The organism is Bacillus sp. OTU530 (assembly GCF_038440375.1).
Genome location: NZ_JASATP010000036.1, coordinates 1 through 26,571, shown reverse-complemented (window position 1 = coordinate 26,571; position 26,571 = coordinate 1). Strand labels below are relative to the sequence as shown.

21 protein-coding genes and 2 pseudogenes are annotated in these 26,571 nt (G+C 39.2%); 2 read left to right on the top strand and 21 right to left on the bottom strand.

Features of this window, described 5'->3' with window-relative positions:
* Positions 1-41 precede the first annotated feature (41 nt).
* The 9 genes from AAHB12_RS21770 to AAHB12_RS21730 form a co-directional block, all read right to left on the bottom strand.
* Positions 42-635 (bottom strand): TerD family protein, encoded by a 594-nt coding sequence (locus AAHB12_RS21770; protein ID WP_342047048.1) that lies wholly within the window; start codon positions 633-635, stop codon positions 42-44.
* 748 nt (positions 636-1,383) lie between these two features.
* Positions 1,384-2,031: an IS200/IS605 family accessory protein TnpB-related protein gene (locus tag AAHB12_RS21765; protein ID WP_342047047.1), complete on the bottom strand. Its 648-nt coding sequence runs from the start codon at positions 2,029-2,031 to the stop codon at positions 1,384-1,386.
* Between the two features lie 202 nt (positions 2,032-2,233).
* The gene (locus AAHB12_RS21760; RefSeq protein WP_342047045.1) at positions 2,234-2,443 is read right to left on the bottom strand and encodes a DUF5370 family protein; all 210 of its coding nucleotides are present in this window, start codon (positions 2,441-2,443) and stop codon (positions 2,234-2,236) included.
* A 1,214-nt stretch (positions 2,444-3,657) separates the two neighbouring features.
* Positions 3,658-4,185 carry a Panacea domain-containing protein gene (locus AAHB12_RS21755; protein ID WP_342047043.1) on the bottom strand — a complete coding sequence of 176 codons (528 nt, stop codon included), beginning with the start codon at positions 4,183-4,185 and terminating at the stop codon, positions 3,658-3,660.
* 109 nt (positions 4,186-4,294) lie between these two features.
* On the bottom strand, positions 4,295-4,810 hold the full coding sequence (locus AAHB12_RS21750; RefSeq protein WP_342047041.1) for a DinB family protein: 516 nt from the start codon (positions 4,808-4,810) through the stop codon (positions 4,295-4,297).
* Positions 4,811-5,161: 351 nt separating this feature from the next.
* Positions 5,162-5,830 (bottom strand): DUF2642 domain-containing protein, encoded by a 669-nt coding sequence (locus AAHB12_RS21745; protein ID WP_342047088.1) that lies wholly within the window; start codon positions 5,828-5,830, stop codon positions 5,162-5,164.
* 80 nt (positions 5,831-5,910) lie between these two features.
* Positions 5,911-7,254, bottom strand: coding sequence for an arsenic transporter (locus tag AAHB12_RS21740; RefSeq protein ID WP_446715598.1), 1,344 nt, complete (start codon positions 7,252-7,254; stop codon positions 5,911-5,913).
* Between the two features lie 659 nt (positions 7,255-7,913).
* A complete protein-coding gene (locus AAHB12_RS21735) occupies positions 7,914-8,525 on the bottom strand; it encodes a transglutaminase-like domain-containing protein (protein ID WP_342047038.1) in 612 nt (203 codons plus the stop codon).
* Between the two features lie 349 nt (positions 8,526-8,874).
* Entirely contained in the window at positions 8,875-10,245 is a 1,371-nt protein-coding gene (locus tag AAHB12_RS21730) for an MFS transporter (protein ID WP_342047037.1), read from the bottom strand.
* 282 nt (positions 10,246-10,527) lie between these two features.
* On the opposite strand from AAHB12_RS21730, the gene AAHB12_RS21725 reads away from it, so the two are divergent.
* On the top strand, positions 10,528-10,836 hold the full coding sequence (locus AAHB12_RS21725) for an ArsR/SmtB family transcription factor (protein WP_342047036.1): 309 nt from the start codon (positions 10,528-10,530) through the stop codon (positions 10,834-10,836).
* Between the two features lie 331 nt (positions 10,837-11,167).
* On the opposite strand, the gene AAHB12_RS21720 is transcribed toward AAHB12_RS21725, so the two are convergent.
* The 11 genes from AAHB12_RS21720 to AAHB12_RS21670 all read right to left on the bottom strand — a co-directional run bounded on the left by AAHB12_RS21720 (position 11,168) and on the right by AAHB12_RS21670 (position 24,784).
* Entirely contained in the window at positions 11,168-11,272 is a 105-nt protein-coding gene (locus tag AAHB12_RS21720) for a helix-turn-helix domain-containing protein (RefSeq protein ID WP_342047034.1), read from the bottom strand.
* A 224-nt stretch (positions 11,273-11,496) separates the two neighbouring features.
* On the bottom strand, positions 11,497-12,342 hold the full coding sequence (iolI, locus tag AAHB12_RS21715) for a 2-keto-myo-inositol isomerase (RefSeq protein ID WP_342047033.1): 846 nt from the start codon (positions 12,340-12,342) through the stop codon (positions 11,497-11,499).
* 51 nt (positions 12,343-12,393) lie between these two features.
* On the bottom strand, positions 12,394-13,815 hold the full coding sequence (locus AAHB12_RS21710; RefSeq protein WP_342047032.1) for a sugar porter family MFS transporter: 1,422 nt from the start codon (positions 13,813-13,815) through the stop codon (positions 12,394-12,396).
* A 174-nt stretch (positions 13,816-13,989) separates the two neighbouring features.
* Positions 13,990-14,862, bottom strand: coding sequence for a helix-turn-helix transcriptional regulator (locus AAHB12_RS21705; protein WP_342047030.1), 873 nt, complete (start codon positions 14,860-14,862; stop codon positions 13,990-13,992).
* Between the two features lie 222 nt (positions 14,863-15,084).
* Positions 15,085-16,287, bottom strand: a complete 1,203-nt coding sequence (locus tag AAHB12_RS21700) for a Gfo/Idh/MocA family protein (protein WP_342047029.1) — start codon at positions 16,285-16,287, stop codon at positions 15,085-15,087.
* Positions 16,288-16,627: 340 nt separating this feature from the next.
* A complete protein-coding gene (gene sdaAA / locus AAHB12_RS21695) occupies positions 16,628-18,190 on the bottom strand; it encodes an L-serine ammonia-lyase, iron-sulfur-dependent, subunit alpha (RefSeq protein ID WP_342047027.1) in 1,563 nt (520 codons plus the stop codon).
* 84 nt (positions 18,191-18,274) lie between these two features.
* Entirely contained in the window at positions 18,275-19,627 is a 1,353-nt protein-coding gene (locus tag AAHB12_RS21690) for an amino acid permease (RefSeq protein ID WP_342047086.1), read from the bottom strand.
* Between the two features lie 116 nt (positions 19,628-19,743).
* Positions 19,744-20,721: an L-threonine 3-dehydrogenase gene (locus AAHB12_RS21685; RefSeq protein WP_342047026.1), complete on the bottom strand. Its 978-nt coding sequence runs from the start codon at positions 20,719-20,721 to the stop codon at positions 19,744-19,746.
* A 102-nt stretch (positions 20,722-20,823) separates the two neighbouring features.
* Positions 20,824-22,020: a glycine C-acetyltransferase gene (locus AAHB12_RS21680; RefSeq protein WP_342047023.1), complete on the bottom strand. Its 1,197-nt coding sequence runs from the start codon at positions 22,018-22,020 to the stop codon at positions 20,824-20,826.
* 191 nt (positions 22,021-22,211) lie between these two features.
* A complete protein-coding gene (locus tag AAHB12_RS21675; RefSeq protein ID WP_342047022.1) occupies positions 22,212-24,539 on the bottom strand; it encodes a helix-turn-helix domain-containing protein in 2,328 nt (775 codons plus the stop codon).
* A 77-nt stretch (positions 24,540-24,616) separates the two neighbouring features.
* The gene (locus AAHB12_RS21670; protein WP_342047021.1) at positions 24,617-24,784 is read right to left on the bottom strand and encodes a hypothetical protein; all 168 of its coding nucleotides are present in this window, start codon (positions 24,782-24,784) and stop codon (positions 24,617-24,619) included.
* 124 nt (positions 24,785-24,908) lie between these two features.
* Between AAHB12_RS21670 and AAHB12_RS21665 the strand changes: the two are divergent.
* Positions 24,909-25,446: pseudogene (locus tag AAHB12_RS21665) on the top strand (transposase); the annotation flags it as partial.
* Between the two features lie 63 nt (positions 25,447-25,509).
* On the opposite strand, the pseudogene AAHB12_RS21660 reads toward AAHB12_RS21665, so the two are convergent.
* Positions 25,510-26,052 (bottom strand): annotated as a pseudogene (locus AAHB12_RS21660) (recombinase family protein).
* Positions 26,053-26,571: the final 519 nt, after the last annotated feature.

The window sequence follows — 26,571 nt, the reverse complement described above, 5'->3', positions numbered from 1 at the left end:
TGTAAAATAGTATATTTTTAAAATTATTAACAAACTAAAGTTTAAGCATAACGATTTGCAATGTCGCCAAGGGAAGTGTCTCGTGAACCTTGTCCCACTGCTGAAAATTTCCATTCTCCGCCATGACGGTAGATTTCCCCTGCAAATAATGAAGTTAAGCCTGAGAAGTTATCTGTAATGTTGTAGTGTATTAACTCAACTTGATTAGAAGCATCAGCTACACGAATAAAAGCATTTTTAATCATGCCAAAATCTTGTTTTCTTTGCATACATTGATAGATATTAACAACAAAAACAAGTTTATGTATATGAGCAGGCACCTTTTTTAGCTCAACATAAATCTGTTCATCATCGCCATCACCATCACCAGTGAGGTTATCACCGGAATGCCTAACATTTCCACACAAACTTACTAGATTCCCAAAATAAATCACATCTTTTTGGTCAACTATCTTTCCTTGCTCATTGAGCATCAATACCGAAGCATCACAATCAATGTCAGGCCCACCGCCAAAACCGAAGAAACCTCTGCCCTTTTTCACAGGGTCCCAGCCTAAACCAACCATAATAGTAGAGAGACCTGATCGGCCTTTAGTTAAATCGATTTTCTGTCCTTTTTGCAGTGAAATAGCCATCCTCCACACTCCTTTATTAAATAATCACGTTATCGTGATTATTAATGAAATAATACCATATTTTTACTATTATCCCAATGAATTTTTAAGGTTACCAATGATTATACCGATTAACCCCTGTTGTAAATTATAAATCAATAGGTAATAGGTTATGGTACAAAAACCTCTTGGGCTTGGACATACCCATACTATTAGTCTAGAACAAAGATGGTTCAGTGTGAAGCAGCAAAACCCATTCAAACGAAAATATTATTGTACTGGTATTATTTTACTAACAGTAAGATGGTAGCTATGATCCATCTCAGTTTTCTTGGTTTGGTGGAAGATTGTGGGGAGATATGGATTGTAGATAACTCATACAATCATTACGTGTTGGTTTCCTTAATGTGGACCTAAATTAGATGAAAGAGTACGACCTCATCTTAGCTGCTATTGAACTACCCCCACCTACTCGCTAACGCTCCTTGAGGTGGGAGATTCTGTATCCTCTTCCTAGGAAGCGAAATACAGAGCCGTTCAACAGGCTTCTCATAGGGCAAATAGGGAGAGCTCACACTTTCTTGTACGTGACAAAGTCACCGAGGTGACCTTGTCTCATACAAGTAGTGATAGTTGCTTCTCTTTTTTCACCCTATATGTGTTGCGATGTTCTTGCACCAATGCACCCACCATTCTGGAGCTCAATCCTTCTGGCTTTTGCGGCAAAATGATGGTGATGCAAGAACAGATGATGCCATTCCAAACGAAGTCAGGTTTCCCTTTCTTCTAACCAAACTTTTGGTACATACTTCTGCAAACTATCACGTTCTGCTTGTGTCAGCCCATAGTTACAAATCTCTTTGTTGAATAATGGATAAGATTGGCCCGATACATGATAGAATAGGTGCGAACGAAGTACGCTGAATGCTTTCGTCAAAACATTCCATTGTTTCCAGTGGTGCTCCCCATCCTTGCGTTCTGTATAGGTTTGCAACACCTTTGGTACCTGCTCCTTCAGATTCATGCCGCGTCTGCCAATGACGTAGGACGCCGCTTGATGGATCGAAATATGCATCTGTTTCATATACTTCATCTTCCCGATCTGGCTGGTGAAGGCAGGATTCACCTTAAACACAGCGACTCCCATTTTGGCAGCTCGGCTGTGAATGCTATCCTGCATCTTTTTATAGGCAAACATGCTCATTCTTCGATTTTGCTTCCGATTGCGGTAACGGCCGGCAGACTTTGATAGAGTTGTATCTAATACTTCTAACACAATCGGTTTATTTCTTTGAACCGCGATATCCACCAAACGAATCGCTTCTGCTTCTAGGATTTTTGTGATTTGTCCGCTTCGTTTTCCTTCTAAGGAGAAATAGAGACAAGAGGAGGAAAGTAATTGTCCTTGTCCATTCACATGGGAGAAAGCAATATGATTGTAGTTGAGATCTACACCAATGACACCGTCTGCTTTTGAATAATTGGTATGAGGATGTTCTAGTTCTTCTATCGTTTAACAGTTCGCAAAAGGCATATCTTTAGGAAAGAAAAGACGATGCAGTTTGTAAACGTGCAGACATAAGAAGCTACTGGCATCAGCGCTTCTTATGTCTGTTTATTTAATAACCATCCAATTCATCATGAGGATGAGTCTCTAAAAAAGAATTCACCAATGATTCCAGTTGTTCTGGATCAGGAGCTTCTCCTTCAAACGAGAATTCAATTTCTTGAATAAACTCCCCGTCCTTGTATACATGCAACCCTCCTCTTTGAAGTAAGACGCTGTATTCTACTTCAAATCGATATCCGCCTTGCTCAATTGCTCCCATTGTTTGGCCTCCTTAACCCGGTAACAGCATATTTCCTACCAAATCCATCTTGTACATCTGTTAGTGTTTACAATCTCAAGATAGCTATTCGAGTGCCGAGGGAACTGTCATATCGAGCTTTATTGAAGGAAGGTGCAATATTGCATGCACTCCCCCTCTATTGTTTAACAAGGGCGCTACATGCCTATCAAGTCAAAAAAACAGGTCACCGCAAAAATGATAAAATGATCTTCTTTGTTACAAGAAGGTCTAAAATTTCGTTCTGGGGATGCTGCAAAATTTTAACTTGATGGCTATGCGGCAGGACCACATTCAGGAACATTTATAATGCTACAAGTATCAAATATGTTAAATTTATTGTTAATATTAATGTTAATAATTTATAAATAACTGACGACTGTCATTGTCCACCCCCCCTCCAATCTGTATTGATCAATTTTCATTGAAACCATGATGTTACTAAAGGCAAAATAACCAATTCATCCAAGATCCGGAGTAACCAATCTTTACTCTCGTTACTACATTCTTTCATTTGTTCAGTCTTATGTATCATATAATAGCCTCCTATGTTTAATGAATAAATCAATGTTAATACCAATATAAGCATTAATATTAGTATTAACATTTTTGTCTTAATCTTTTATTTGCCTACGTGTATATGACATATAAAAAGATTCGTGGTAAATATAACCGAACCTGAGCAGGAGGTTATGCTACCTTTCTTTATAGAACTTTAATTTCTAGAAACACATTCAAGTTAGAGGAAGCATAATTAAACAGCTCTAGACATAAAAATATTCTTATGCGGTGGACAAGTTGAAGGCAGTCAGGAGGTAAAGAGTTAATACGAATTACATTTGCTTCCTTGTTAGCCGCTGGGGGAATAAGAGGATTTCAAAGGAGGAGATTGGCTATGAACATTCGAAAGGAGTTAGAGAAATTCATAGATACTCGTCCGTTTAATGATAAGCAGCTCTGCGAAATGTGGAAGAAATGGAGGAAGACCATTAACAACTCTAAACATGTCTCGAAAGAAAAATGCTGTAAATATATATGCCACTACTAATTATCTGCTGGGGAGTCTACTGAAAAAATACCTACTTTGATCGTTTAGAATACATCGACTATTATGGGTATTATGCGAATTCAAGAAAGATTAAACTACCTATCCCCGTAGAATACGGGGATAGGTAGTTTAAGTATTTTATGTGTCCTTATACCTTCCGTAAAATCTGTATCGTCTTAGACATGGATTTAAAAAAGCTTTCTATATCTTCTTTTTTAATAATCCAATTACAGTTTCTGTCATTAGGAAGGTCTCCTCGTGCCTGTATCCAAGGAAATTCCATATGTGTTAAATCCTCTAAAAATTTAGCCTCAAACTTACTATACTTATCCCAAACCCAGTGTAAAATCTGTAGTTGTTCAAAAGATAAGCTCAGCTCTTCAACTTTCACTCCTAGGCCTTCATCAATACGCCTTGATCCATATTTTTTATATTTATCATATAAATGAGGTACAATAGGACCACGGATCCACGCTTGAAAATCATCTCTGAAAAGTTTATGACCAGTAAAGGCGTATGTCCATCCCTGAGCATAGTACATGAGTTTCTGCAATTTTAAAGGAGATACTCGGAGATCATCATCTTCATCTTTAAATTCCTGTCCTTTAATAATAAAGAATTTTTCTACTTCTTCAATCGCTGTTTCTTCCCACTCTGTTTCTAGGTTTAAATTCAATAGGACCAGTAAGTTCCTGCCAGTTTAGCTGCTATTCTATCTAATGCTTCTTGTACTGTCGTAGGATCTTGTTTACATAAGAGCTTTTATTGGAGATTAACAGTGGGATCTACTTTTTTGTTGCGTACAAATAAAAAATATGATCAGTCATAATACCGGGATATCCTAACTGTCGCAACATAGCTGTTATATTCCCGCGATGATATGTGCCATGATTGACAACATGCTGTACTAATTCAAAAAGATTGGTTTCCAACCGACCTAAATTAGGATTAGGGTGTTCCAGGAGCACTGTTTGGTCCAGATCCCCTTGACTATCGAAAAACACTTTAAATTGATTGGATAAGTTCCAAAACATAGTCCCCATTTCTTCGAGGCTTTTTCCTTTTGTTTTTTCCTGCAATTGGCTCTTTAATTCTGTGACTTTATCGAAACTCTCACCAGACATGGCATTCAACCAAACGGTATCGACAATGTAAATATGTACTAAAACCTCTGAGATAGACGGAAAAACACTTTGAATCTCCTGGCAATAAACATTTTGCGGCAGTTCCTTCAAGTGCTCAAAAACTCTTTTATTTGCCCATACATGATAATCATACAAGGATAGTATGTGATGCCTCACTTGAAATTCCTCCTTTTCTTGTATTGCTCAAATAATCACTTCGACTCTTCCTATAATATCAAAATTTTTCCAATAATTAAATTGATTTTGCTAGATATAACATCTATTGCCTTTATAAAAAAATTCAATTTCTCTTCTCATGTTCAAATCCTCGAGAATTACCCTTTAGTTCAACAACAGAGGTGTGACGAAAACGTCACACCCCAAAACCCCTAACAAATCCAATAATTAGAGGAGGCTTTTCTAGTTAATATAAAGTCGTTTATCGGAAGCCAATGTATTTAAGAGCTCTATCAAAAACCCTCCAGATTGCTTGAACTGGAGGGCCTTTGTGATTCACATAATCAGTGTTTATGGAACATGTACAGATTTGATATGAGTAAGTTTCAAATACATCGTTTCGCCATTTTCAATTACCAATTCAATTAGGTTATTCTCTACTTTTTTTAGTAATCCAATTTTATCTGGATCTTTTCCCATATCAAACACTACTAGGTTTCCTTCTACTTCTTTTAATTGTTTTTCCAAGGAATGTTGTAAGGACGTATTAGAAAGTTTAGTAGGCAAAGAGTCTATATTAAGATTAAGTGTATAAGGTGTATAAGGTGTAACATTCGAATTATATAAGGTTAGCCATTTTAAGTGATTTAAGGAAATAAGCATAGTTTTGTATACGGGTGTATAAAACACAAGATAATCATTTAGCACATTTGTAATATATCCATGTAGCGATTGATCCCCCACAACTCGGATTTCAGTAAGACGTCCTTTTGAATTTGTTAAAATCGAACGATAGGATATAGACTCGATTTGTTCAGCTAGTGAAAACTCAATGGGCTGATCAATCTCTCCGTTTATATTATCACTAAGCCTTATTTTATGGACATGTAATAAAGGAATATATATAAACCTTTGTCCATCAAATAACACTAAAATATCGACTCCTATATCAGTGAGTATTCCTTCAAAAAATTTTCCTCCTGATAGTTTTACAATGATTTGTTTATTTAGCAACTGCATCAAATTCTTTAAAAAATCTCCTTTCAATAAATTTTTTTATTTTTTATATATAAAACTGTTTTATCATTTTGGATATGCAATTAAGCGAAGACAATTTGTATCCAGTTATATAACAAGAATAAAGTTACAACTACTGATACTGGAATGACAATCAAGGATACGCTTAAATAATCTTTCCATTTCACTTTAATTTTATTTTGTTTTAAGATGTGCATCCAGATTAAGGAGGCGAGTGTCCCAATAGGCAGCAACAATGATCCTACGTCGCTTCCGATAATACTTGCAAGATACATCGTCTTTAATGTGACAGGATCCAGGTGCATTTCTGTTAATGTAATGGTTCCGATCAACAAGGCTGGATGATTATTAAAAAAGTTAGATAATATGGAGACTAATCCGCCCATAATAAAGCTTGCTTCGAATAATCCTTGCTTTACAATCGGTTCACATACTTGCAAAAGGAGTGCTGTTAATCCTGAGTTGTGAAGGCCATAAATGAGCACATACATGGAAAAAGCAAAAATCAGGATGTGCCAAGGGGTTTTTTTCAAGATATCAATAGGATTTGTGCGTAAGTGGTACCATCTCCACACAAGCAACACGAGGGATCCCAATACCGCAACAAACTCGATTGGAATTGCAAGGAAAGATGCGACAAAGAGTGCGCAGCGCATCATAAAGACAAATAGTAAGATTTTTAACATAAATTGAGTACGTTGACGTTTCGTTTCAACAGTAATCTGTCCTTTTAACGGATGAAAATTTTTCGTGAAAAATATGTGTTCAATGTCATGTTCTGAATTGGGTAATTGTTTTGGCAGTTTTCGTTTTACCACTACGTACATCAACCATGACATAAACAATAATCCGAGTGAGGCTGGGATAAACATCATCGCAGTATGCATATACAGAGTCATGTGGACAATTTTCAATGCAATTAGATTCACAATATTACTTACACCGATAGGAGCACTTGAAGCTGTGGCAATTAAGGCCCCCGTTAAAAGGTATGGAATTTGTTGGTGTGGTTTGAGCCGAAGATTTTTGAGGAGTAAAATTAAAATAGGGGTAGTAATTAAGATACTGCCATCGTTATTAAATAAAAGTGTCATCAAAAAACATAACAATTGAATGTACCAGTATAGACGATACCCTGAACCTTTGGCTAAACTTGCAAGCCTTGCAGCTGACCAGTGGAAAAAGCCGAAACTTTCCAAGATAACAGCCATGACGATTGTTGCGATAATGGTGACGGAGGCGCCGCCAATCTTATGAATAATGTCTAGAACATCAGCACGGGATACAACGCCTGTTAATAAAATAATCCCTGCACCGATTGCTGCTGGCCATGCCTCATTGATCCCCTTCGGTCTCCACAATATTACTGCTGTTGCGATAAGGAATACGAAAATTGAAATCATCATGTGGATAGTCATTGTTGTATTGTTTGTTCCTTCCTTTCTAGAACCGCAAGTAATTTGATACTTGCTTGTTCAATTTTTATTCTATTATTCTACTCTATTTATATGCAAATCTATTAAAAAAGAGATAGGTAATTGAACTAATGTACTCAATATGTGTGTTTATCCCCTATGCTTTATTTTAGGATGATCTAGGCGTTTGCCGGTTATATCACTATAAAATGGAGAACTTGCCCAATCTATTTCTATTAATTTGAATAGTATATTTATATCAAATGACAGGAGGGAAAATAAGTACTATGAAGTTCTTAAAGAAGTTCTTTATTATCGGGATTGAATCTAATTTAGTTATACTCCTTGCTATGTTGCTCCTTCCGGTTTTTCTTTTTACAAATGATATTGAGTTTTTTGAAAAACTGATATCCTACATTTCAAAAGAGTAATTTCATTTATTTAAGGCTGTCTATGAGAATGTGATCCTTTATGGTTATATAAGTTAAGTGTTGGAAACTGATGTTGTATATTCTATACATGTCAGGTTTCTAGAAGCCTACATCATCAGAAATCAATGTGTCTAGAAGCGTATAAAAAATGCCCCTCAGATCGCGCTGCTGAAGGGCATTGGTATTAACATAATTCACGTTGTAGGAAGTTGTTTTGGTTTATCCAATTTGTTGTGGTAAAAAATGCAGATACATATTAAGACAGTCTGTGTGTTCGTCTAAAACTTTCATTGTCATTTCATTAGGTTCTGTATAAATAACAGGGTAATCCATTTCACCTAATTCAGGAGTAACAGAAAAAGCCAACTTTTCATCTTGTAAAGAAAACTCAGCTTGTACGCCTTCTTTATTACCCCTTGCATCTAAGCGTATCCATCTGTCTTCAGATTCAATATATACAGCGTTTAAAGCGTGAATACAGTATCCCTCTTCAGGCGTATCAAATAACATTAAACGCTGATAGCAAAATCCAGTAGGAATCCTTTTGGAGCGTAATAACGATGCCAATAAGTTCGATTTAGCATAGCAAATACCCTCACGTTCTCTAAGAACTTCAGATGCTTTCTTTGTCACCTTTGTACTTTGAATATCCCACGAATGAGAAATTTCATCCCTTACAAATTCATATACTTTTTTGATATAAGCCAGTTTTTCATCTGTCTCTTTGTATAGCTCATCAGCTTTCTGTTGAATTAAGGTGTTGGAAAAGTTGACTTCTGGAAGTTCGGTTAAGTAGTCTTCCAGATGTAAAGATTCAGAAGTTAGTCTCAAAATAACATTCCTCCTTATATTAATTTGCATGACTTTACCACAGTAGGAGCAGTGGGAGTGAAAAATCTGATTGTATACCCTATACATGTTAAGTTTACATAATCCCTCATTAGAGGAAGTGAATTTCCTCGGGCATCCACGTCAATACTGGATTTCTCTCATTCTCAAACGTTATGAAATATGCAGGATTTTATGCAATGCTGGAGCGGCGTGGCTTTAGGTTTCCCTGCTCTTTGACAAGCCTCCCTACTTTCGTATAAAGCCCTGCATATTTTGGGGACATTTAAGAATCTCTCACTTCTTTATATCTTCAAAAAATGTTTACACCAGAACTATTTTTTGTACGGTTCTATCTTTTAAAAGACCCCTTCTTCCCCCTTAAATATGCAACAAACATCAATAAGGAACATCCGATTAGGATCGTCAGTCCCATGAAAATATTGTGATACATATCTTCAGGTAAGAGATTTTTTTGCAATGTAAGCAATAAGCCGGACAGCGCAACACCGAATGCACCGCCAAAAAACTGAATTAACTGCGCCATTCCCATTCCCGTACCAATCTCATCGTTTGGTAAAAGACGGGATGTTTCATTTGAAATACTAGATATTAATGCAGAAAATCCTGTACTCATAAACATATACGTAATCAAAATCGCATATGGCGAGACGTTTGAAAAGAGCGAAAACGCTGCTGTGGAAATTATGAGAAACAGATGTCCGAACAAAATTAATGGTATGTTCCCCACACGGTCAATTAAGCGGCCGATATACTGGGCAGCCACAGCTGATAGTATGGCTCCTGGGAAAATTATCATCCCGATCGAAGCCGGTGTTTTTTGGAACACGACTGAAAGAATAATAGGCATTAAAAAGAGCGTTGAAAAATGGATGATAAACGCAGAAAATCCGATAAACAATACCTTAAGATACTGTCCATTTTTCAAAAGATTTGGCTGAATAAACGGAATTTCGATACGGTGGATATGTATCCATAAGATTACAATCGCTATAATACTTCCCAAAAGAATAAGGTATGAGAATGTCGATAAAAATAAAAGAAGTCCCGTTACGCTAGCTCCTGTTAACACACCGCCTACAGTATCAAACTTGACTGCTTGCATGTCTTCTTTTGGGAGTAATTTGCTAAATACCGGTAATACAACAAATACCAAAGCAGTAACTACAAACAAATAATGCCATCCTAATGCCTGTATAATGGTTCCGCCAATTACTGGACCTAATCCGAAGCCTAATGACGCCGCAGAAGAAATAAGCGACATTGCTTTTCCTCGTCTTGATTCAGGAATATATTTGCCTGCCAAAACCATTGCAAGGCCTGGAACTGCACCAGCACCTGCCGCTTGCAGAAGTCTAGAGGCTAATAATAGATAAAATTGCGTAGCAAACAGTCCAATAATTGAGGCGACGCCTAAAATGGTAATTCCAATTGTTAATAGGCTTCTGATTGGAATAAAGTCAGATAAGCGACTATATGTGAGTGTTGCAATAGCAAACACAATAGAGTAGCCCGATACAATCCAAGAGGCTGTGGATGAAGATAAGTGAAAATCATCCAATATACTTGGTAAAGCAACATTAAACATCGTCGTATTCATGACAACAAGCCACACGGTTATACTCCAAAGAAGTACAATTTTGTTTTCTTGAAGTAGCCCGTCTTTTTTAGTGGCTGTTATCGGAAAAGATGAACTAGGCATATTATTCCCTCGTTTCCGCTTATTTTATAAAGCATTGTATAGTCGTGTTTTCAACTAATAATTCTCGATTATCAACTCCTTTTTAAATATATGGTTATTCGGCTGACGATATTTCCATTGTTCGAAAATATTCGAACAATGGAAATATATCATGGAATATAGTATAATTCAACTGCTATGCAAGAATTTAATTTTCTTACATTTTCTGTGATGAAGCTGAAGCGCTTCTTCAAGGTTGGCTAAAGAGTATTATCTATTTTCAAGTCAGGTAGGTGAACCACATTGAGGACGCTCTATCATCCAAGCCGAAATGAGATCAGTTTATCAGCTGTTCTTTACGCGCTTAGTGATCAAATAAGACTCCAAATCGTTAGAGGTCTTGCAGAGAGTGGGGAACAATCATGTAGCGCCCTAGAAATTCCTATACCGAAATCAACTCTTTCCCATCACTATAAAGTTCTACGGGAATCTGGAGTTGTTAAAACAAGAATTCAAGGGACCCAACGTTTTATCTCCCTTCGTCAGGATGACTTAAATGATCGTTTCCCTGGTTTATTACACTCCATTTTACAGGCATCTGAACCATTCTAATCTTTGTATAGATGACCTGTTCCTAAACGCTAACATAATGCTAATTTATGTTTCGTTAGAATAAAGAAAACTCGCTGATTGGCGAGCCGTTAGGCGAGGACAGAAGCGCAGTTACACTTATACTGTATTCCTAAAGTTTCCGCTTATGTTGAATTCGCTTCCAGCTGGAAATTTATACTTTCTGGTGTGAAAAAATCAACAGAATTGCTTGCTAGTGCAACACGATTGAAAACTGGATCAGAATATCGGACAAGTCTTGGAAAGAAGAACATATAAAGAAGCACACTAAAAAGGCTATCTGTTTGAATAGCCTTTTTTTCACACTCTCTGCCTACTTCTGTTTTTCTAAGTAACGGTAAATCGCGGTACGAGAAATGCCCCACATTTGCGCAATATCCTTAATAGGTGCTCCGTTCGCTATAAGGAGTTTAAGCATCTCCAATTCCTCATTATCCACTTTTTCTGGCTTTTCACCTAAGCGTCCCCTTGTTCTTGAATGAGATTTTGCTCAAGTCCTACAAAGGCTGCAAATATAGAACAGAAAACAGCCCCCATGGGGGCTGTTTTCTGTACCACTGGTATCAAAAGCAAATGATTATAGAGAATCTTGCTTCTTTTCTCTTCAGTTTTTATTTATCTCACAATCATTTTTTCTACCTTTTATACTGTCTGTAAATCGTAATACTTTGATATCACTTTGAGTGTTGTTTCTTTTGCTGTCTTGATAGATTCTTCAGCATCTAGTTTATAGTATTCTGGACGGAATAATTCAACGGAGACAACATCTGAGAATCCAATTTCTTTCAATGTAGATAAAATGCTATCTAAATCGATGGCCCCAAGTCCTGGCCATACACGATCTTCATCTGTTAAGAAACCGATAGGGAAATCCTCTGTATCATCGATATGTAAAATGAAAATCTTTGAGCCATCAGCTTTTTTCAGATCATTTAAATCTGACCCCATCGCATGGAAATGGAAGCAATCAAGCACTAATCCCACATTTTCACGATTAACAGTTTCAACAATATCATATGCCTGGCCGAGTGTATTCACTGTACACTGCGGGTGTCCGACAAATTCAACTGCAATTTTAACTCCATAAGGTTCTGCAATATCTGACAGTTCTGTTAGTACCTCTACGCAGCTTTTCTTAATATCTTGTTTTAAAATCTTTTGCTCTGTTACCAATGGAACTGCTACAACATATTTGACGCCCAACCTCTTCGCAATCTCCATCATCCCCTTGAATTCGTTGATAATTTCTTTGTACTCGGCTTCATTACGATTATTAAAAAATACTAACGCATTAAATGCTAATGGTTTAATATGATGTGTGTCAAAAAACTCAGCCAGATCATCAAGAGACTTTTCCTTTAAATATTCAGGCAATTTGTCCATCGTGCGGATTTCAATATAGTCGTAGCCGTGTTTTTCACAATACTCCAGATCTTTGACTAGGTTAGAATTCTCCAGAGTTGTGGCTTGGTTAAAACAAAGTTTCATAATTAATTCCTCCGTTTATATCGATTTATAGTAATTAAAGTGTGATTGAATTCATTTTGCTTGGGCAGTAACCTGATCTAAATCTTCCTGAGAACCTTGATTATCATAAGTACGGAAATAATGTTCTAACTCCTCAAGTGTGCGGCCTTTTGTTTCCGGCAGATATTTTTTCACAAATACAATAGACATAAGTCCCATAGCTGTAAAGACAAAAAAAGTTGTAGATAATCCGATTTTTTCTAGTAAAACAGGGAAAGACAAACCAATGATGAAGTTGGCTATCCAAAGACAAAACACACTGATCCCCATACCGAGACCCCGTAACCGCAATGGAAATATTTCTGCAAGCATCAGCCAGGTTACTGGTGAAATAGCCCCCTGCATGAATGCTAAAAACATGACTGTCAGGCCAAGTATAACGTATGGAAGCGTAGCGGATCCTGCAAGCACTTTGGAGAATACCCCAATAAGCAGAAGTGACGTTGTTGTTCCAATCAGCCCAACTAGTAACATTGGTCGCCGTTGAACTTTCCCAAGAAGCCAGATACCAACGAAAACAGCTAGAACTGAGATTAATCCATTTGCTGTGTTAGCAATTAGTGCGGCTTTTGTTTGGAAGCCAGCATCCTTGAGAATTTGAGTGCCATAATACATAATCGAATTGACACCCGTAACCTGCTGTACAACAGCAATTCCAATCCCAAGTAATACAATGCGTCGTACCCATGGCACAGCTAAATCCTTCAAAGATGCTTTCTTCACCCCGGATGGATTCGTAAAACTTTCCCCAATCTCTTTTAATTCTAATGTAGCTTGCTTCTCCTCACGTACCTGTCGAAGGACATTAAGGGCATCCTCATTCTTTCCCTTTAATGCAAGCCAACGTGGACTCTCTGGCATTTTAATCATGCCGAGAAAAAGAAAGACTGCTGGAAGTGCTGCAATAGATAACATATATCGCCAAACATGCTCCTCACCAGACATTACATTTCCCAATATAGCATTGATCACAAAGGCTGCTAATTGGCCAGTAACAATCATCAATTCATTCTGGGTAACCATTCTTCCTCTTCTCTCAACAGGTGAAATCTCTGCTAAGTAAGTAGGAACTGTCACCGATGCTCCTCCTACGGCAAGGCCCAGTAAGAAGCGAAAGACAACCATAACCGTAACAGTTGGAGCGAGAGTACATCCAATTGTAGCAATAAAGAACAACAGGGCAAGATAAAGGATGCTTTTGCGTCGGCCACTATAATCTGATAGTCGTCCACCGAACACTGCACCAAGTGCTGCCCCAAAAAGAAGGGAACTTGCCACAAGCCCCTCAGTAAATGAGTTAAGACCAAGTGATTCAGCCATAAAAGGCAATGCACCATTAATAACACCTGTATCATATCCAAAAAGCAGTCCACCCAATGTTGAGACGATAATAATAGTACTTAAAAACGATTTTTGATTTATCGATTTATTCAAGTTAACCACTTCTCCTTGCCTTTATAATACAAATTACTTCTAGTTCTGTCGCGGATGCGTACTCCCCTCTTGAAGGAACTTCCTGATATCGTTTTCATTTTTCTCGATGTATTAATAAACCCTAGTTTCATACTCTTCAATCACTGGGTATAAAAAATAGTCTTCTTATTATTTTTATCTATCCCCATGATAACTTCCATCCACCCAGCACTTTCGATATTTGATGGGAGACATGCCAACGATTCTAGTGAAAATGGTGTTAAAATAATTAGAATTATCGTATCCTACCATAGATGCAATTTCGGTGGCACTATACTGGGTATTAATCAACAGAGACTGGGCTTCTCCAACTCTGCGCCGCATAATGTATTGCATAGGAGCGTAGCCGGTAGCTTCTTTAAAAATATGGCACAGGTAAGATAGACTAATATTCAATGACTCACTTATGCTTTCCAGCGTATGTGCCTCAGAATAATGGTCATCAATATATTTTTTAATGCGTTCCCCCAAAATAACACCCTTATTTTCCTCTGTATCAATACTTCTATCAATTTGCTTAATCAGCATAACAAGAAGGGTCTGCAGCAAATGATGGCAGATTTCTTCAGCCCCTGTATTCCCTGAACCAATTTGGGTGTACATCATACGAAATACACTTTCAATATCCTGGCTAAAGTCACTGCTATGTAAAACCGGACTTGCACCGTCAGGAAGTAGACAATTTTCCCGCATCCCCTCTAGTTTTAAGTTGCTCACTCCACAGCTGTACACACTCATATCTTCATCTGGATTTGTACGCTCATCATGGATAACGCCGCTGTTATAAATAAGAATATCACCCTGTTTGGTATGATATTGTCTTCCTCCAATCGTATGAATTCCTCTGCCATGTCTAATATACAAAATTTCTAGACGATCTTGATGCATATGCATCACACAGGGTAATTTCGTATGACTAGCTTCAGCCTTGCAAACGTAAAGCAGCTTAGGAAGATTGCTATTTCCAAAGGTCGGTGTGAATCCTTTTTTTACAAAACTCTGTACCATAAACTCACCTCTTCTTCTGTGATGTATAAGTCAATTATAGGAATTTAATGAGAGTTTATCAATTTTCCCAAAGAGTTTTGATTGGATGAGGTTTGAAAACTCATCTAGGACAATGAGGAAAGGAAGTTGTCCATAGACGAGCTTTCCATTTTTGTTTAACCTGTTTTCTATCCAGCGCACACTCTTAATGCTAGAATCAATAGTAGGGAATACAAAAGTTTGTTACACTAATGCTGCCTTTTTATGCTCAAACTCTACCCAAGTTGATCCGTTATCCGCAGAACGAACACAATTTTCAATCCAGCGAATGCCATCTAAACCAGCATCAATATCAGGATAAACGAGATTTTTTAATGTTTCCTCATCATTTCGGTTTTTAGCATCCATTGCAATGGCAAATTTAAGATAGATATTTGCCCAAGAATCAGACAAGCCTTCGACATGCAGTGCTCCTAAACGCTCATCAGCATTACAGCTATCATCTAAGTAAGACATTGCACGAATCAAAGTTTGGGTAGGTTCGCCTTGCACTTCATATTTGAGCTCACCGCCTAGGTTATCCCACCACTCTAGACTTCCCTTCGATCCTACAATGCGAATTCTATGACCATCCATACAGCCTGCATTGACAGAGGATGTCCAAAGTCTTCCTACCGCTCCATTTTCATAGTGCATGAGAACATAGGCATTATCCTCCAAAGGAGCGCGGCTTCCTACAAAGCTCTGACGGTCACATAATAATTTCTTAATTTTCATATGCGGCATAATCAGCTGGGACATGTAGTAAGTATGCGTAGAAAGATCACCTAACACAAAGCTTGGTCCCGCCACCTTAGGGTCAATACGCCATTTTTGCGCAGCACTTGTTTTATCTGCTGCATCATTTGCACTAAAGCCATGCGTATACTGCAGCTCCACCATACGAATGTCACCAATTTTTCCTTGTTCAATCATTGCCCGCATTTGAAGCAGCATTTGATTTCCAGAAAAACCGTATGTTACCCCAACAATTTTTCCTTTTCTCTCCGCCAAGGCTTTAATCTCCTCACCTTCTTCAGAGGTGAAAAATAAAGGTTTTTCACAGATAACATGCAAACCAGCTTCTAATGCAGCCTTACAAATTTCATAGTGAGTACCGTTAGGAGTTGCGATGGAGACAACCTCAATTCCATCCCCCCGCTTTGCCTCTTCAGCAAACATTGTTTTGTAGTCAGGATAGCAGCGGTTTTCATCAACGCCGATATTTACTCCAAATTCTTTCCCTCTTTCTGCATCAATATCAAAAGCCCCTGCAACTAAAGTAAAGGCTGTATTATCTCTTAGTGCACCCGTTCTATGTTTATAGCCAACTTGGCTTAGTCGGCCTCCACCTACCATGGCCCATCTGAAAGGTCTTGCAATTTTCTTTTCACCATTTAACATCATAAGCACCTCTTTTTAGAAATTATAATTTTATTTTTTCTGGAAATTACTCGAAAGCGCTTTCCGTATTTAAAATTATAGTCTTTTTGCACATAATAACCTCTAGTATCTTATTTTTATAGAAGTAGAAAAAACGCGGTTTGGCAGGACCTTATCAATTATTTTTTTAAAAAACTTCACAATCTTGTGCTAAGAATTTATAGATTTAAAAGAAAGGTAGGATTATGTATAGAGTAAGGATTACTAATGCAGAATGTAGCATATAAAAAAAGCCCTTATATTAAGGGCTTTTTTTATATAGAAATATTTATTTTGCCTTGTATACACGCCATACACGAAATCATTATTTAGTCTGGATTATTAAAATTTCATTAATGATTGGAATTTCGTTTTTTAATATGGTTAAAAGTTCTTTCCCAATCTGATTGTCGATTTCACAAATTGTAATCGCTGGACCATTGATTTTTGAACGTTCATTCGCCATACGGGCAATATTAAGCCCTTTTTGATAAAGAATGCCTGATAGTTCAGAAATGACCCCTTTTCGGTCGGTGTGGTGAATCACAAGTGTCGTCCGTTCACCGGAAAACTTTAACGGATAATCATCCAATTCCTGAACCTCTACTTTACCACCGCCTAAGGAACTGGCCAGTACCTTTACAGTCCGCGTTGCCCCAGATAATTCTACAAGCACCGTATTCGGATGATAGCTTCCAAGCACCCGTTTCGTAAACTCGTATTGTAAGCCATTTTCCTCAGCAATGGATTTTGCCTTTGGAATGCCTCCATCCATGGTTGATAGCCCCATCACACCGGCTATTAGTGCCAGGTCTGTCCCATGGCCTTGATAGGTTTCGGCGAAGGAGCCCATTAACGCAAACCTCACATATAATGGTTGTTCGTTTAACAACTGGCGTGCAATATTGCCGATGCGGACAGCCCCGGCGGTATGAGAGCTTGATGGTCCAACCATGACAGGCCCGATAATCTCATAGGCGCTTTGGTATTTGGCCGGTCCACATCCACTGCTTTTTTCCCCGAAAACCTGCTCTTTTAATTTTTTTCCTGTCGGGGTTCCGGCAAGTCCGCCAATCCCTGTTTCCCGTAACGACTCTGGCATTTGCTGCCCAACTTCATGCATCACATGGATCACTTCATCCGGTGGGATGATGCTGACTACCCCTGCTAACGCCATATCTGCCGCAGCCTGGGCGGTAATCGTGTGCAATCCGTTCCGCAGGATGCACGGAATTTCCACCAGTCCCGCAACCGGATCACAAACCAGGCCCAGTGAGTTTTTTAATGCAATTCCGACGGCATTTCCAACCTGCTTTGGCGTTCCGCCGGCAAGCTCAACTAAAGTGCCGGCAGCCATCGCGGTTGCTGAGCCGATTTCCGCCTGGCATCCGCCGGCAGCCCCTGATATCGAAGCTTTATTGGCAATTACCAAGCCAAGGGCAGAGGCAGTGAACATCGACAGCACGATCCGCTCCCGTGGGAATTTGCCACTGTCTAGAGCGTGAACGAGTACTGCTGGCAAAATCCCAGCTGAGCCTGCAGTCGGTGTCGCCACAATCCGCCCCATTGCCGCATTGACCTCCGATACGGCCAGCGCATTGGCTGCGGCATTTAATGTCACGGGATTGATAAAGGATTTTCCGTTTTCAGCATATTGGTAAAGGCGGTACCCATCGCCGCCGGTCAAGCCGGTACGGGACATGACAGCACTTGTCGTCCCTCTAAGGACGGCCTCTTCCATTACCGTAAATTGCTCGGCCATTTCTTCGATAATCGCTTCCCGTGGAATGCCCTTTTGCTGTATTTCAGTTTGGATCATTAATTCCGCAATCGTTATGTTTTGCTGCTCAGCCAGTTCAATTACTTCTCTTAAACTAGTGAAAGACATAATATCACTCCCTCAAAGAAGACGGTCCCCATGCATGAAGCATTTGAACCGTCCCCCCCTGGTTCACCCTTTGTTTTCTTTATATTATACTACTTTTGGTTTTGTGCCTTTTTCGTTTTCAGCCTCGTCTAACGGTACGCGTTTGTCCATTTTTAACAGATAGAAACTGGCTGTCATGATAGCAAGGAATACAATTCCCACGATTAACGGGATACGCGTACCTGGATTGATAAACATGCCGACAAGGACGACCAGTAAAAATACAATGGTAGCATAGTTGCTGTACGGTGCAAAAGGCATTTTAAATGGATGTTTTTCCATTGCACCAGCATTTACTTTTCTAAATCCGATTTCACTGATGAGCAATACAAACCACGGGATCATTCCTGGAAGTATACTCGCACTGTAAACATAAACGAAGATGGATGGCGGTGCAACATAGCTCAACACAACCCCAATAATCAAGCCGATTAAAACCGTTAATGTTGAATAAACAGGAACTTTATTTTCCGATAATTTAGCAAAAATCTTTGGAGCCTGTCCATTTTTTGCTAATGTGTAAAGCATCCGTGTGGCGCTAAAGATGCCGCTGTTACAGCCGCTCATTGCTGCCGTGATAACGACAAAGTTGATAATACCGGCAGCAGCCGTAATTCCAATTTTGGCAAAAACCGAAACGAATGGGCTGCCAATTTGATTGAGCTGGTCCCAAGGGTAAACGGTTACAATGACAAAGATCGCACCGATATAGAAAATTAAAATACGCCAAACGGTTGATTTCACAGCATGTGTGATCGTTTTTTGCGGATTTTCTGCCTCTCCGGCCGTAATCCCAATCAGTTCCACTCCTTGATAGGCGCCGATTACGATGGAAAGGGCAAAGAAGAATCCTTTAAAGCCGCCGGTGAAAAACCCACCATTTTCCCAAATGTTCGAAAATCCAATTGCATGGCCTCCATTCCCGAAGCCAAAGAGAATAATGCCAATACCAGCAATAATTAAGACGACAATCGTTAATACCTTAATTAGTGAAAACCAGAATTCGAATTCACCAAAGTTTTTAACTGAAATCATGTTGGCAACACCAAGGATCGCCATCGCTACCAGACCGGGTACCCATGTTGGCAGATGTGGGAACCAATAATTCATATACGAACCAACCGCGATGATTTCCGACATGCCGACAATGATCCATTGGAACCAATAGCTCCAAGCTGTCAAATAACCGGCCAAAGGATGGATATATTTATTGCCGAGGTCAGCAAATGAACCAGTGGTTGGTTCCAAATAAAGCATTTCCCCCATCGAGCGCATAATGAAAAATAAGAAGAGACCGGCAACTGCATAGGCAACCATAACCGATGGGCCCGTCCATTTAATCGTACTGGACGATCCCATAAATAACCCAACCCCGATAGTCCCACCCAAAGCAATCATTTGGATATGACGCGATTTAAGCCCCCGCTTTAATTCCTGGTTTTTTGACAAAAGCTCCCCTACTTTCCCTCATTGGATTTTTTTTAAACTCTTTCCTCTTGATGTTATTCTTTCTTTCAAACCAATACAGATTTCCCAAATGGAATGCCCAATTTTTCCGCTAAATTTTCGAGCATAGATTCTGTCATACGGTCTAAATCGTACTGCGGGTTAAAATCCCATTCCTCTTTGGCAGCAGACGCATCAATGCTGTTTGGCCAGGAGTCGGCAATCTGCTGCCGGACTGGATCTACCTGATAATCCATCGTAAACTCCGGTATAAATTTCCTGATGGAAGCAGCAATTTCTTCAGGTTCAAAACTCATGGCTGTAATATTAAAGGCATTTCGATGTTTTAATCTTGGTGAAACCGCTTCCATCAATTTAATAATCGAATCAACCGCATCCGGCATATACATCATATCCATGTAAGTGCCTTTCGCAATATAGGACGTGTATTTTTTGTTCTTTAACGCTTCATAGTAGATATCAACCGCATAGTCTGTCGTTCCTCCACCCGGAAGTGCGTTGTAGGAAATCAATCCAGGGAAGCGAATGCCGCGGGTATCGACGCCAAATTTTGCAAAATAATAGTCACATAGCAATTCAGCGCTTACTTTGGTAACACCGTACACCGTGTTCGGTCTTTGGATTGTATCCTGGGGTGTATTGTCTTTTGGCGTGGACGGACCAAAGGCGCCAATCGAGCTTGGTGTAAAGAACTGGCAATGGGAATTTCGCGCCACCTCGAGCGCATTCACCAATCCGCCCATATTTAAATTCCAGGCTAGCAGCGGGTTTTTCTCAGCCGTTGCCGATAGCAGCGCTGCCAAATGAATAATCGTATCAATGCGATGATCATTGGTCAGTTTCTGCATTCTCTCGCCATCCAGCACATCTAATGTATCAAATAAACCATTTTCTACGATTGGGTTGCCCTCAACACGGCGGATATCAGTGGCAAGGACATTTTCCTCTCCGTAAAGTTCCCGTAGTCTCATCGTTAACTCTGAACCAATTTGACCTAAGCTTCCGGTCACAAGAATTTTTTTCATTGTAAACCCCCTCCTGAGTATTTCCCTCAAAAAATGAACATGGTATCAAGTTGTAACATGGAAGAACCCATTCTGGAAACGGATCCCTTCCCTGCCTATCTTCTAAACTTGGATGACACCCAGTTCTTTTCCAACCTTTTCATATACAGCAAGCACTTGGTCTAGCATTTCTTTTGTATGGGCCGCAGTCGGCATATTGCGTACTCTGCCTGTTCCCTTTGGCACCGTTGGGTAGGTGATGGCTTTGGCGTAAACCCCCTCTTCCATTAGACGGCGGGAAAATTGCTGTGTTAATGTTTCTTCGCCGATGATACATGGTGTAATCGGTGTTTCCGAGTGGCCAATATCAAACCCTAAGTTTATCAAGCCTTCTTTTAAATAGCGGCCATTTTCCCATAACTGATCGACTCTCTCGGTTGATTCCGTCATGATGTTGATCGCTTCAATGCAGGCAGCGGCAACTCCTGGCGTCAGCGATGTTGAAAATAGGAATGGACGGGCGCGCACTTTTAACCAATCAATCAATTGCTGGGTACCGGCCACATAGCCGCCCACGACACCAATGGCCTTGGAAAGCGTTCCGATTTGAAAATCAATTTGATCGGAAAGGCCAAAATGTTTAACCGTGCCGGCGCCATTGCCCATGACACCTGAACCATGTGCGTCATCAACATATGTAAGTAAGCCATATTCCTCGGCAATTTCCACGATTTCAGGAAGCTTCGCTACATCCCCATCCATTGAAAAAACGCCATCGGTGATATACATAATTTTTTCATAGGCACTGCTTTCGACTGCTTCTTTTGCAGCTCTCCTTAAGTCATCCATGTCCTGGTGTTTAACCCGGATGATTTTTGCTCCGGACAACCGGCAGCCATCAATAATCGATGCATGGTTCAATTCGTCGGAAATAATCGCATCCTTCTTCGTCATGACCGCCGAGATTGCGCCCATATTGCAATTAAATCCTGATTGGAAAGCAATTGCCGCTTCCGTATGCTTGAATTCGGCAATCCTTTTTTCCAATTCATTATGGATGGTCATCGTTCCGTTAATTGTCCGAACGGCACCGGCACCCACACCGTATTGTTTCGTCGCTTCGGTTGCCTTTTGGATTAATCTTTCATTGTTTGCCAACCCAAGGTAATTGTTAGATGACATATTGATGACATCTTTGCCATTGATTGTCACGATTGGGCCATTGGGGCCTTCTACTGTATCAATGACGTTATATAGCCCTTTCTCACGCAGCTCTTGCAGCTGGGGAGTTAATACATCTTCTAATACTTTTCTAGACATCGTACAAACCTCCATCACTAAAATTTCTTATCCGTTTCCGATTAAGAAGAGTTGATTTGAAAACGCTTTCGTATATTTAGTTTAAATCGGATTTTGTCGATTTACATTCCCATCTTTGTTGTATGTACCTCCCTTATTTGCCCTCCTTCACATTTTCGTCACGTTTAACCACAAAAAAAGACCATTAAGTTTTAACTTAATGGCTTTATTTCAAAGAGATGAAAAGCGTTAAAGGTCAGGGTGGATTGTAAATAAAGCTCCTCTTCCACTTTTTTCTCATAAATTTGCAAATCAGGGTGGGTTCCCTGCTTGATAAAGGAAATGACCTCCTGGTCGTAAATATCCTGATGTTGCAAATTTATCCAGTTAATATAAAATTCGCCGTTATTTTGATCAAGGATGTGCTTGCGGATTTGGTACCGGCCAGGCGGCAGCCCTGAAATCACGACTTTCTTTTCCTTTGCGATGGAATGCAAAAAGAAGCTTTCGACCGAATAAGAAGGATTGATATAGGAGGGGTTATAAACGGCCAATTGGTAGCCATTTTCCCCCATTGCCATGACAAAATCCTCGCCTTCAGCTAAAATCCGCAATGCCATTTTTTCCATCAGTTGAAAATTAAAATAAGCAGGGCGTTTAATTTGATAATAATACAGGAGGGCAATTCCATTCATGGCAATATGGTCTTGATCCAGGTTATTTTTTTCCAGTGAGTGGGTATCAATCCAGAACCCCAAACCGGAAATTTCCTTCATCGCATCCAGCATTTCTTTAAAAATAAGGGCCGAACGGAAAAAAGTGCCGCTCAAATCCATCGTATTTCCATAAAGTGTATTCCATTCCGTAAGAAAAATCGGAACCTCCCCCAAACCCGCAAACGATAAACTTTCCTTTAATCTGCTGCATGCTTTCTTTACATAATTTTTTACTCCTTCAAAAGTATGATTATTCATATCGGTAAAATCTACTTCTTCATTCGGATTGCAGGTGAAGCAGACCAGCTCGCAACGGTCGGAAATTTGGTTTAAAAAGTCAGCAGCAGGAACGGGTATACCCTTTCCTAAAGAAAACGGCACATGAAGGCCGACTTTTGCGGCAGAAGCCCACTCTTTCACAGTTTGATAAAAATCTTGATAAAATCTCTTTGCTGGTTCACCCCATTCCGGGAAAACCAATTCAAACCGCCATTTTCCTACAAAGGCACTGCCAAAATAACTAAGACTGTGCTGTAAAAATTCACCTAGCTTCTTAAGATATTCAGAGCTGCTTGCCACTTCCTTTTCAACTTCCACGCGAATGAAAGGAACCAACCCTAATTGTTGAAAGCGGCTGAATAAGGCATCCATCTGATAAAATTGCCCACCTATTTGATAGAGGGGCGTTGTCATCGCAAAGCTATCCGAAAAAAGGTTCGTAAAATAGATATATTCAAATCCGAGTTCTTCTTGGATCAACTTTAAGTCTGCCTGCACTTCTTCATGCAAAGCATATTCCAGCTGCCCAATCACCAGTAACTTTAAGGCTTTTTCTTTGATAAAAATGGGCTCCGGCGGCAGGTCCACATATACTGCTGAAGCAGCCGGTTCCATCAGCGTGGTGCCCTTCTCATTTCCTGAAATATATTTGCTGATTTCCATTAAAAAGTTGGGCGATTGCAGTAATGTATATTGTTCCGTTTCATGTTTCACTTCCTCGACATCCATCGGTTCCACTTTATGAAGGCTGCGATATTCAGTAGGCGTTTGCTGGTATATTTCTCTAAAAGCCTTATTAAAAGCCTTCACATTGGGAAAACCATTATTCAGCGAGATATGGGTAATATTATGGTCGGTATACAGCAGCTCATAAACCGCTGATTTCAAACGGACATTTTTGACATATTGGGAGAAACTGATCCCAACTTCCTGCTTGAAATAACGCGACAAATAGTAAAGAGACAAATACCGCTGTTTGGCGATTTCCTCCAATGATATCGGTTTGCGATAATTTTTTTCGATAAAAGCTAGGATCTCTCTAATTCTATCATCCTTCATATCGGTGAATTGATGACTCCCGAGATGTGTTGTTTTAAAATTTCGAATTAGCAGTGTAACTAACTGGTAAATCAGGCCGTAAATCTCAATTTCACTTCCATCCTGCTTTTGATAATATGCAATCAAAATTTTTGCCATTAGTTGGCGAATTTGATCAAAGAGCAGATACAGCCCGTTATCCTCTTTGGGGGAATTGCAGTTAAAATAACACTCATGAATATTCGGATAATAAGGCTCGATTAAATCCAAGGGAATTTGTAACGATAAGACCACATTCTCCTTATTTCCCTTAATTGAGCGTATATCATTGGCGTTAATAAGCAGAAGATCATTTTCAGCTAAATGGCAGGAATGTTGATTGACCGTAACCTCAATTTCTCCCTTTATTACAAGAAGAATCTCAATTCCTAAATGGATATGGTGTGAGTAATATTCAATGTTTAGTAAACTTATTTGATAAGAATTATCTTTTATTGGCCGGTTCATGAACATTCACCTCAGGACTAGATTAAAAATGTGCGATGCACATAAAGAATAGACTAGAGCCTTTAATTCTAGTCTTTTTACTTGCTTTGAAGCTTATCCCAATGAAACAGTTTTTCCAAAACAAGAGTCAAAAATATGCCCCCACTAATAATCCGCTGCTCAATAGCAGCCGTATAAAGCCGGGAAGTCTGGAAAAATAGGACAGGGGCATAGTCATAATCACGATCCCACAAATGTTTTCTCACAATGAAATCTCAATGTTCATTATATTAATTACTCTTCATAATAACAAAGCTTCATTTGAATATCTTTCATAGGGCGAAGATATTTTGAGAAATATCAAGTAATTAAACTAATGGGCCCAGCTATTTTGATAGTGTAACAGGCGACTTTTTCGAAGGCAAAGCTACATCCTGGAAACGTGTAAACTTCATACGGTATTATTGAATTCATACAACCAATTATTGAACATTACAACGAGAAATTCCGGGAAACTTCATAATCTTTTCGCGGAGACAGTGGTTTTGCTGACCCGGTTTTATATAATTTGTGTGAAAAAGAAACAGTCTATTACGTGATTCGACTAAAGTCTAATGCCTAGTTACAACAAATTGTAGAAGAATATCATCCCTTCTCAATGCCTATAGATGTTACAAAGACCGAATTCTATTTTGAAGAAACTATTTATCAGGCAAAACCATGGTCTAAGCCAAGAAGAGTGATTATATAATCGGTATGCTCCTCGGGCGAACTGTTCTTTATCCATTCATTTTTTGTGACCAATTTATAAGTTCCCTTTTCTTCCAGAGATTCCGTCATCAAAGAGGATGAAAACGGTTTCAAGTTTGATCAGATGAAAAGCCATACTTTCCACGTGAATGAGATTAAAATGATCTTAAGCCTTCTGGTCTCTGGAATATAATAAATAAATTTCCTATATCCTACTGTTGCTCTTTACCAATATGGCCCTTTAAAGGAATAAAAACAAACTATTTTTCTCTTCTGAAAGCTTTCGATATAAAGCCGACCTTGAAACATTCGTAATTTCACAAATTTGCTTTACGGTCATTTTGCTTTCTCGATAAGGCTTTACTGCATAGTTAATCCCGGCATGCTTATGGTGATACTTTTTTTCCCTTCCGGTATTTTCCTTCCTTTTTCGCTAAATCAATTCCTTCACGTTGACGCATTCGAATAAAATCACGTTCCAGTTGGTTTACTCCACCCATCGCCGTCATTAAAAATTGGCTATAGGGATTATCTTCTGATAAATCTAACCAGGTGTCTTTTAAGAATCCCTTGTGCTGCGAGTGATTCGAGTAAGGTCCGTAACAAAAATGATGTCCCCATGTTGAAGAGATTCCAATATTTTTTGCAGCTCAGGTCGATCTTGTGTCGCCTCAGACAGTTTTTCTTCAAAAGCGATGTCCATTCCGATCTCATTTAGTTGCTGAAACTGCCTTGCAGAATTCTGGTCAACAGAACTCACTCGTACATAACCGATTTTCCTCATATTTTCATCTCTATTTCGAAACAAGTCTTATGGGACACTCCTGCCTATCATCCTACCAGTCTTTCATATTTGTTTCAATAGAGTCTATCCTATTGATAAAAAATGGACTGATCGGTTTTTACCGTTCAGTCTCTTGCTTCAGAAAAGCGTCCATTTCTTGAAGACTCAATATCAAGATAATATCAAAGGCATAACATAACAAGCTCCTTTTTTTATCCCATTTGAGAAATAAGAATGTCGTATTCCTGATTGGTTTACATAACCTCAAAGGCACCTACCAAGGTCATCGCTATAACTTTAGCACTGTGCTAAAGTTATGGCGATGACCTTCCCAGGTAACCTTCCATTCATAAGATAGCGACATATAATTCTGAAGAAGATACGCCAAATAACAAAGAAAGTCAGAGTTGTTTTCTGATAATGTAATGGTTAGTACCGTAAACGTCCATTTTTGATTCTTATTTTATTAGGAAATCAATTGGATATTTATGTTAAGACAGATAAGGGTTTGTGAAGAAA

What these genes read in the sequence shown, in the direction of transcription:
- AAHB12_RS21770 (WP_342047048.1), bottom strand. Translation starts at nt 635, where the DNA reads ATGGCTATTTCACTGCAAAAAGGACAGAAAATCGATTTAACTAAAGGC.
- AAHB12_RS21760 (WP_342047045.1), bottom strand. Translation starts at nt 2,443, where the DNA reads ATGGGAGCAATTGAGCAAGGCGGATATCGATTTGAAGTAGAATACAGC.
- AAHB12_RS21745 (WP_342047088.1), bottom strand. Translation starts at nt 5,830, where the DNA reads ATGCAGTTGCTAAATAAACAAATCATTGTAAAACTATCAGGAGGAAAA.
- AAHB12_RS21740 (WP_446715598.1), bottom strand. Translation starts at nt 7,254, where the DNA reads ATGATGATTTCAATTTTCGTATTCCTTATCGCAACAGCAGTAATATTG.
- AAHB12_RS21730 (WP_342047037.1), bottom strand. Translation starts at nt 10,245, where the DNA reads ATGCCTAGTTCATCTTTTCCGATAACAGCCACTAAAAAAGACGGGCTA.
- AAHB12_RS21720 (WP_342047034.1), bottom strand. Translation starts at nt 11,272, where the DNA reads ATGCTTAAACTCCTTATAGCGAACGGAGCACCTATTAAGGATATTGCG.
- iolI (WP_342047033.1), bottom strand. Translation starts at nt 12,342, where the DNA reads ATGAAACTTTGTTTTAACCAAGCCACAACTCTGGAGAATTCTAACCTA.
- AAHB12_RS21705 (WP_342047030.1), bottom strand. Translation starts at nt 14,862, where the DNA reads ATGGTACAGAGTTTTGTAAAAAAAGGATTCACACCGACCTTTGGAAAT.
- AAHB12_RS21700 (WP_342047029.1), bottom strand. Translation starts at nt 16,287, where the DNA reads ATGATGTTAAATGGTGAAAAGAAAATTGCAAGACCTTTCAGATGGGCC.
- sdaAA (WP_342047027.1), bottom strand. Translation starts at nt 18,190, where the DNA reads ATGTCTTTCACTAGTTTAAGAGAAGTAATTGAACTGGCTGAGCAGCAA.
- AAHB12_RS21690 (WP_342047086.1), bottom strand. Translation starts at nt 19,627, where the DNA reads ATGATTGCTTTGGGTGGGACTATCGGGGTTGGGTTATTTATGGGATCG.
- AAHB12_RS21685 (WP_342047026.1), bottom strand. Translation starts at nt 20,721, where the DNA reads ATGAAAAAAATTCTTGTGACCGGAAGCTTAGGTCAAATTGGTTCAGAG.
- AAHB12_RS21680 (WP_342047023.1), bottom strand. Translation starts at nt 22,020, where the DNA reads ATGTCTAGAAAAGTATTAGAAGATGTATTAACTCCCCAGCTGCAAGAG.
- AAHB12_RS21675 (WP_342047022.1), bottom strand. Translation starts at nt 24,539, where the DNA reads ATGAACCGGCCAATAAAAGATAATTCTTATCAAATAAGTTTACTAAAC.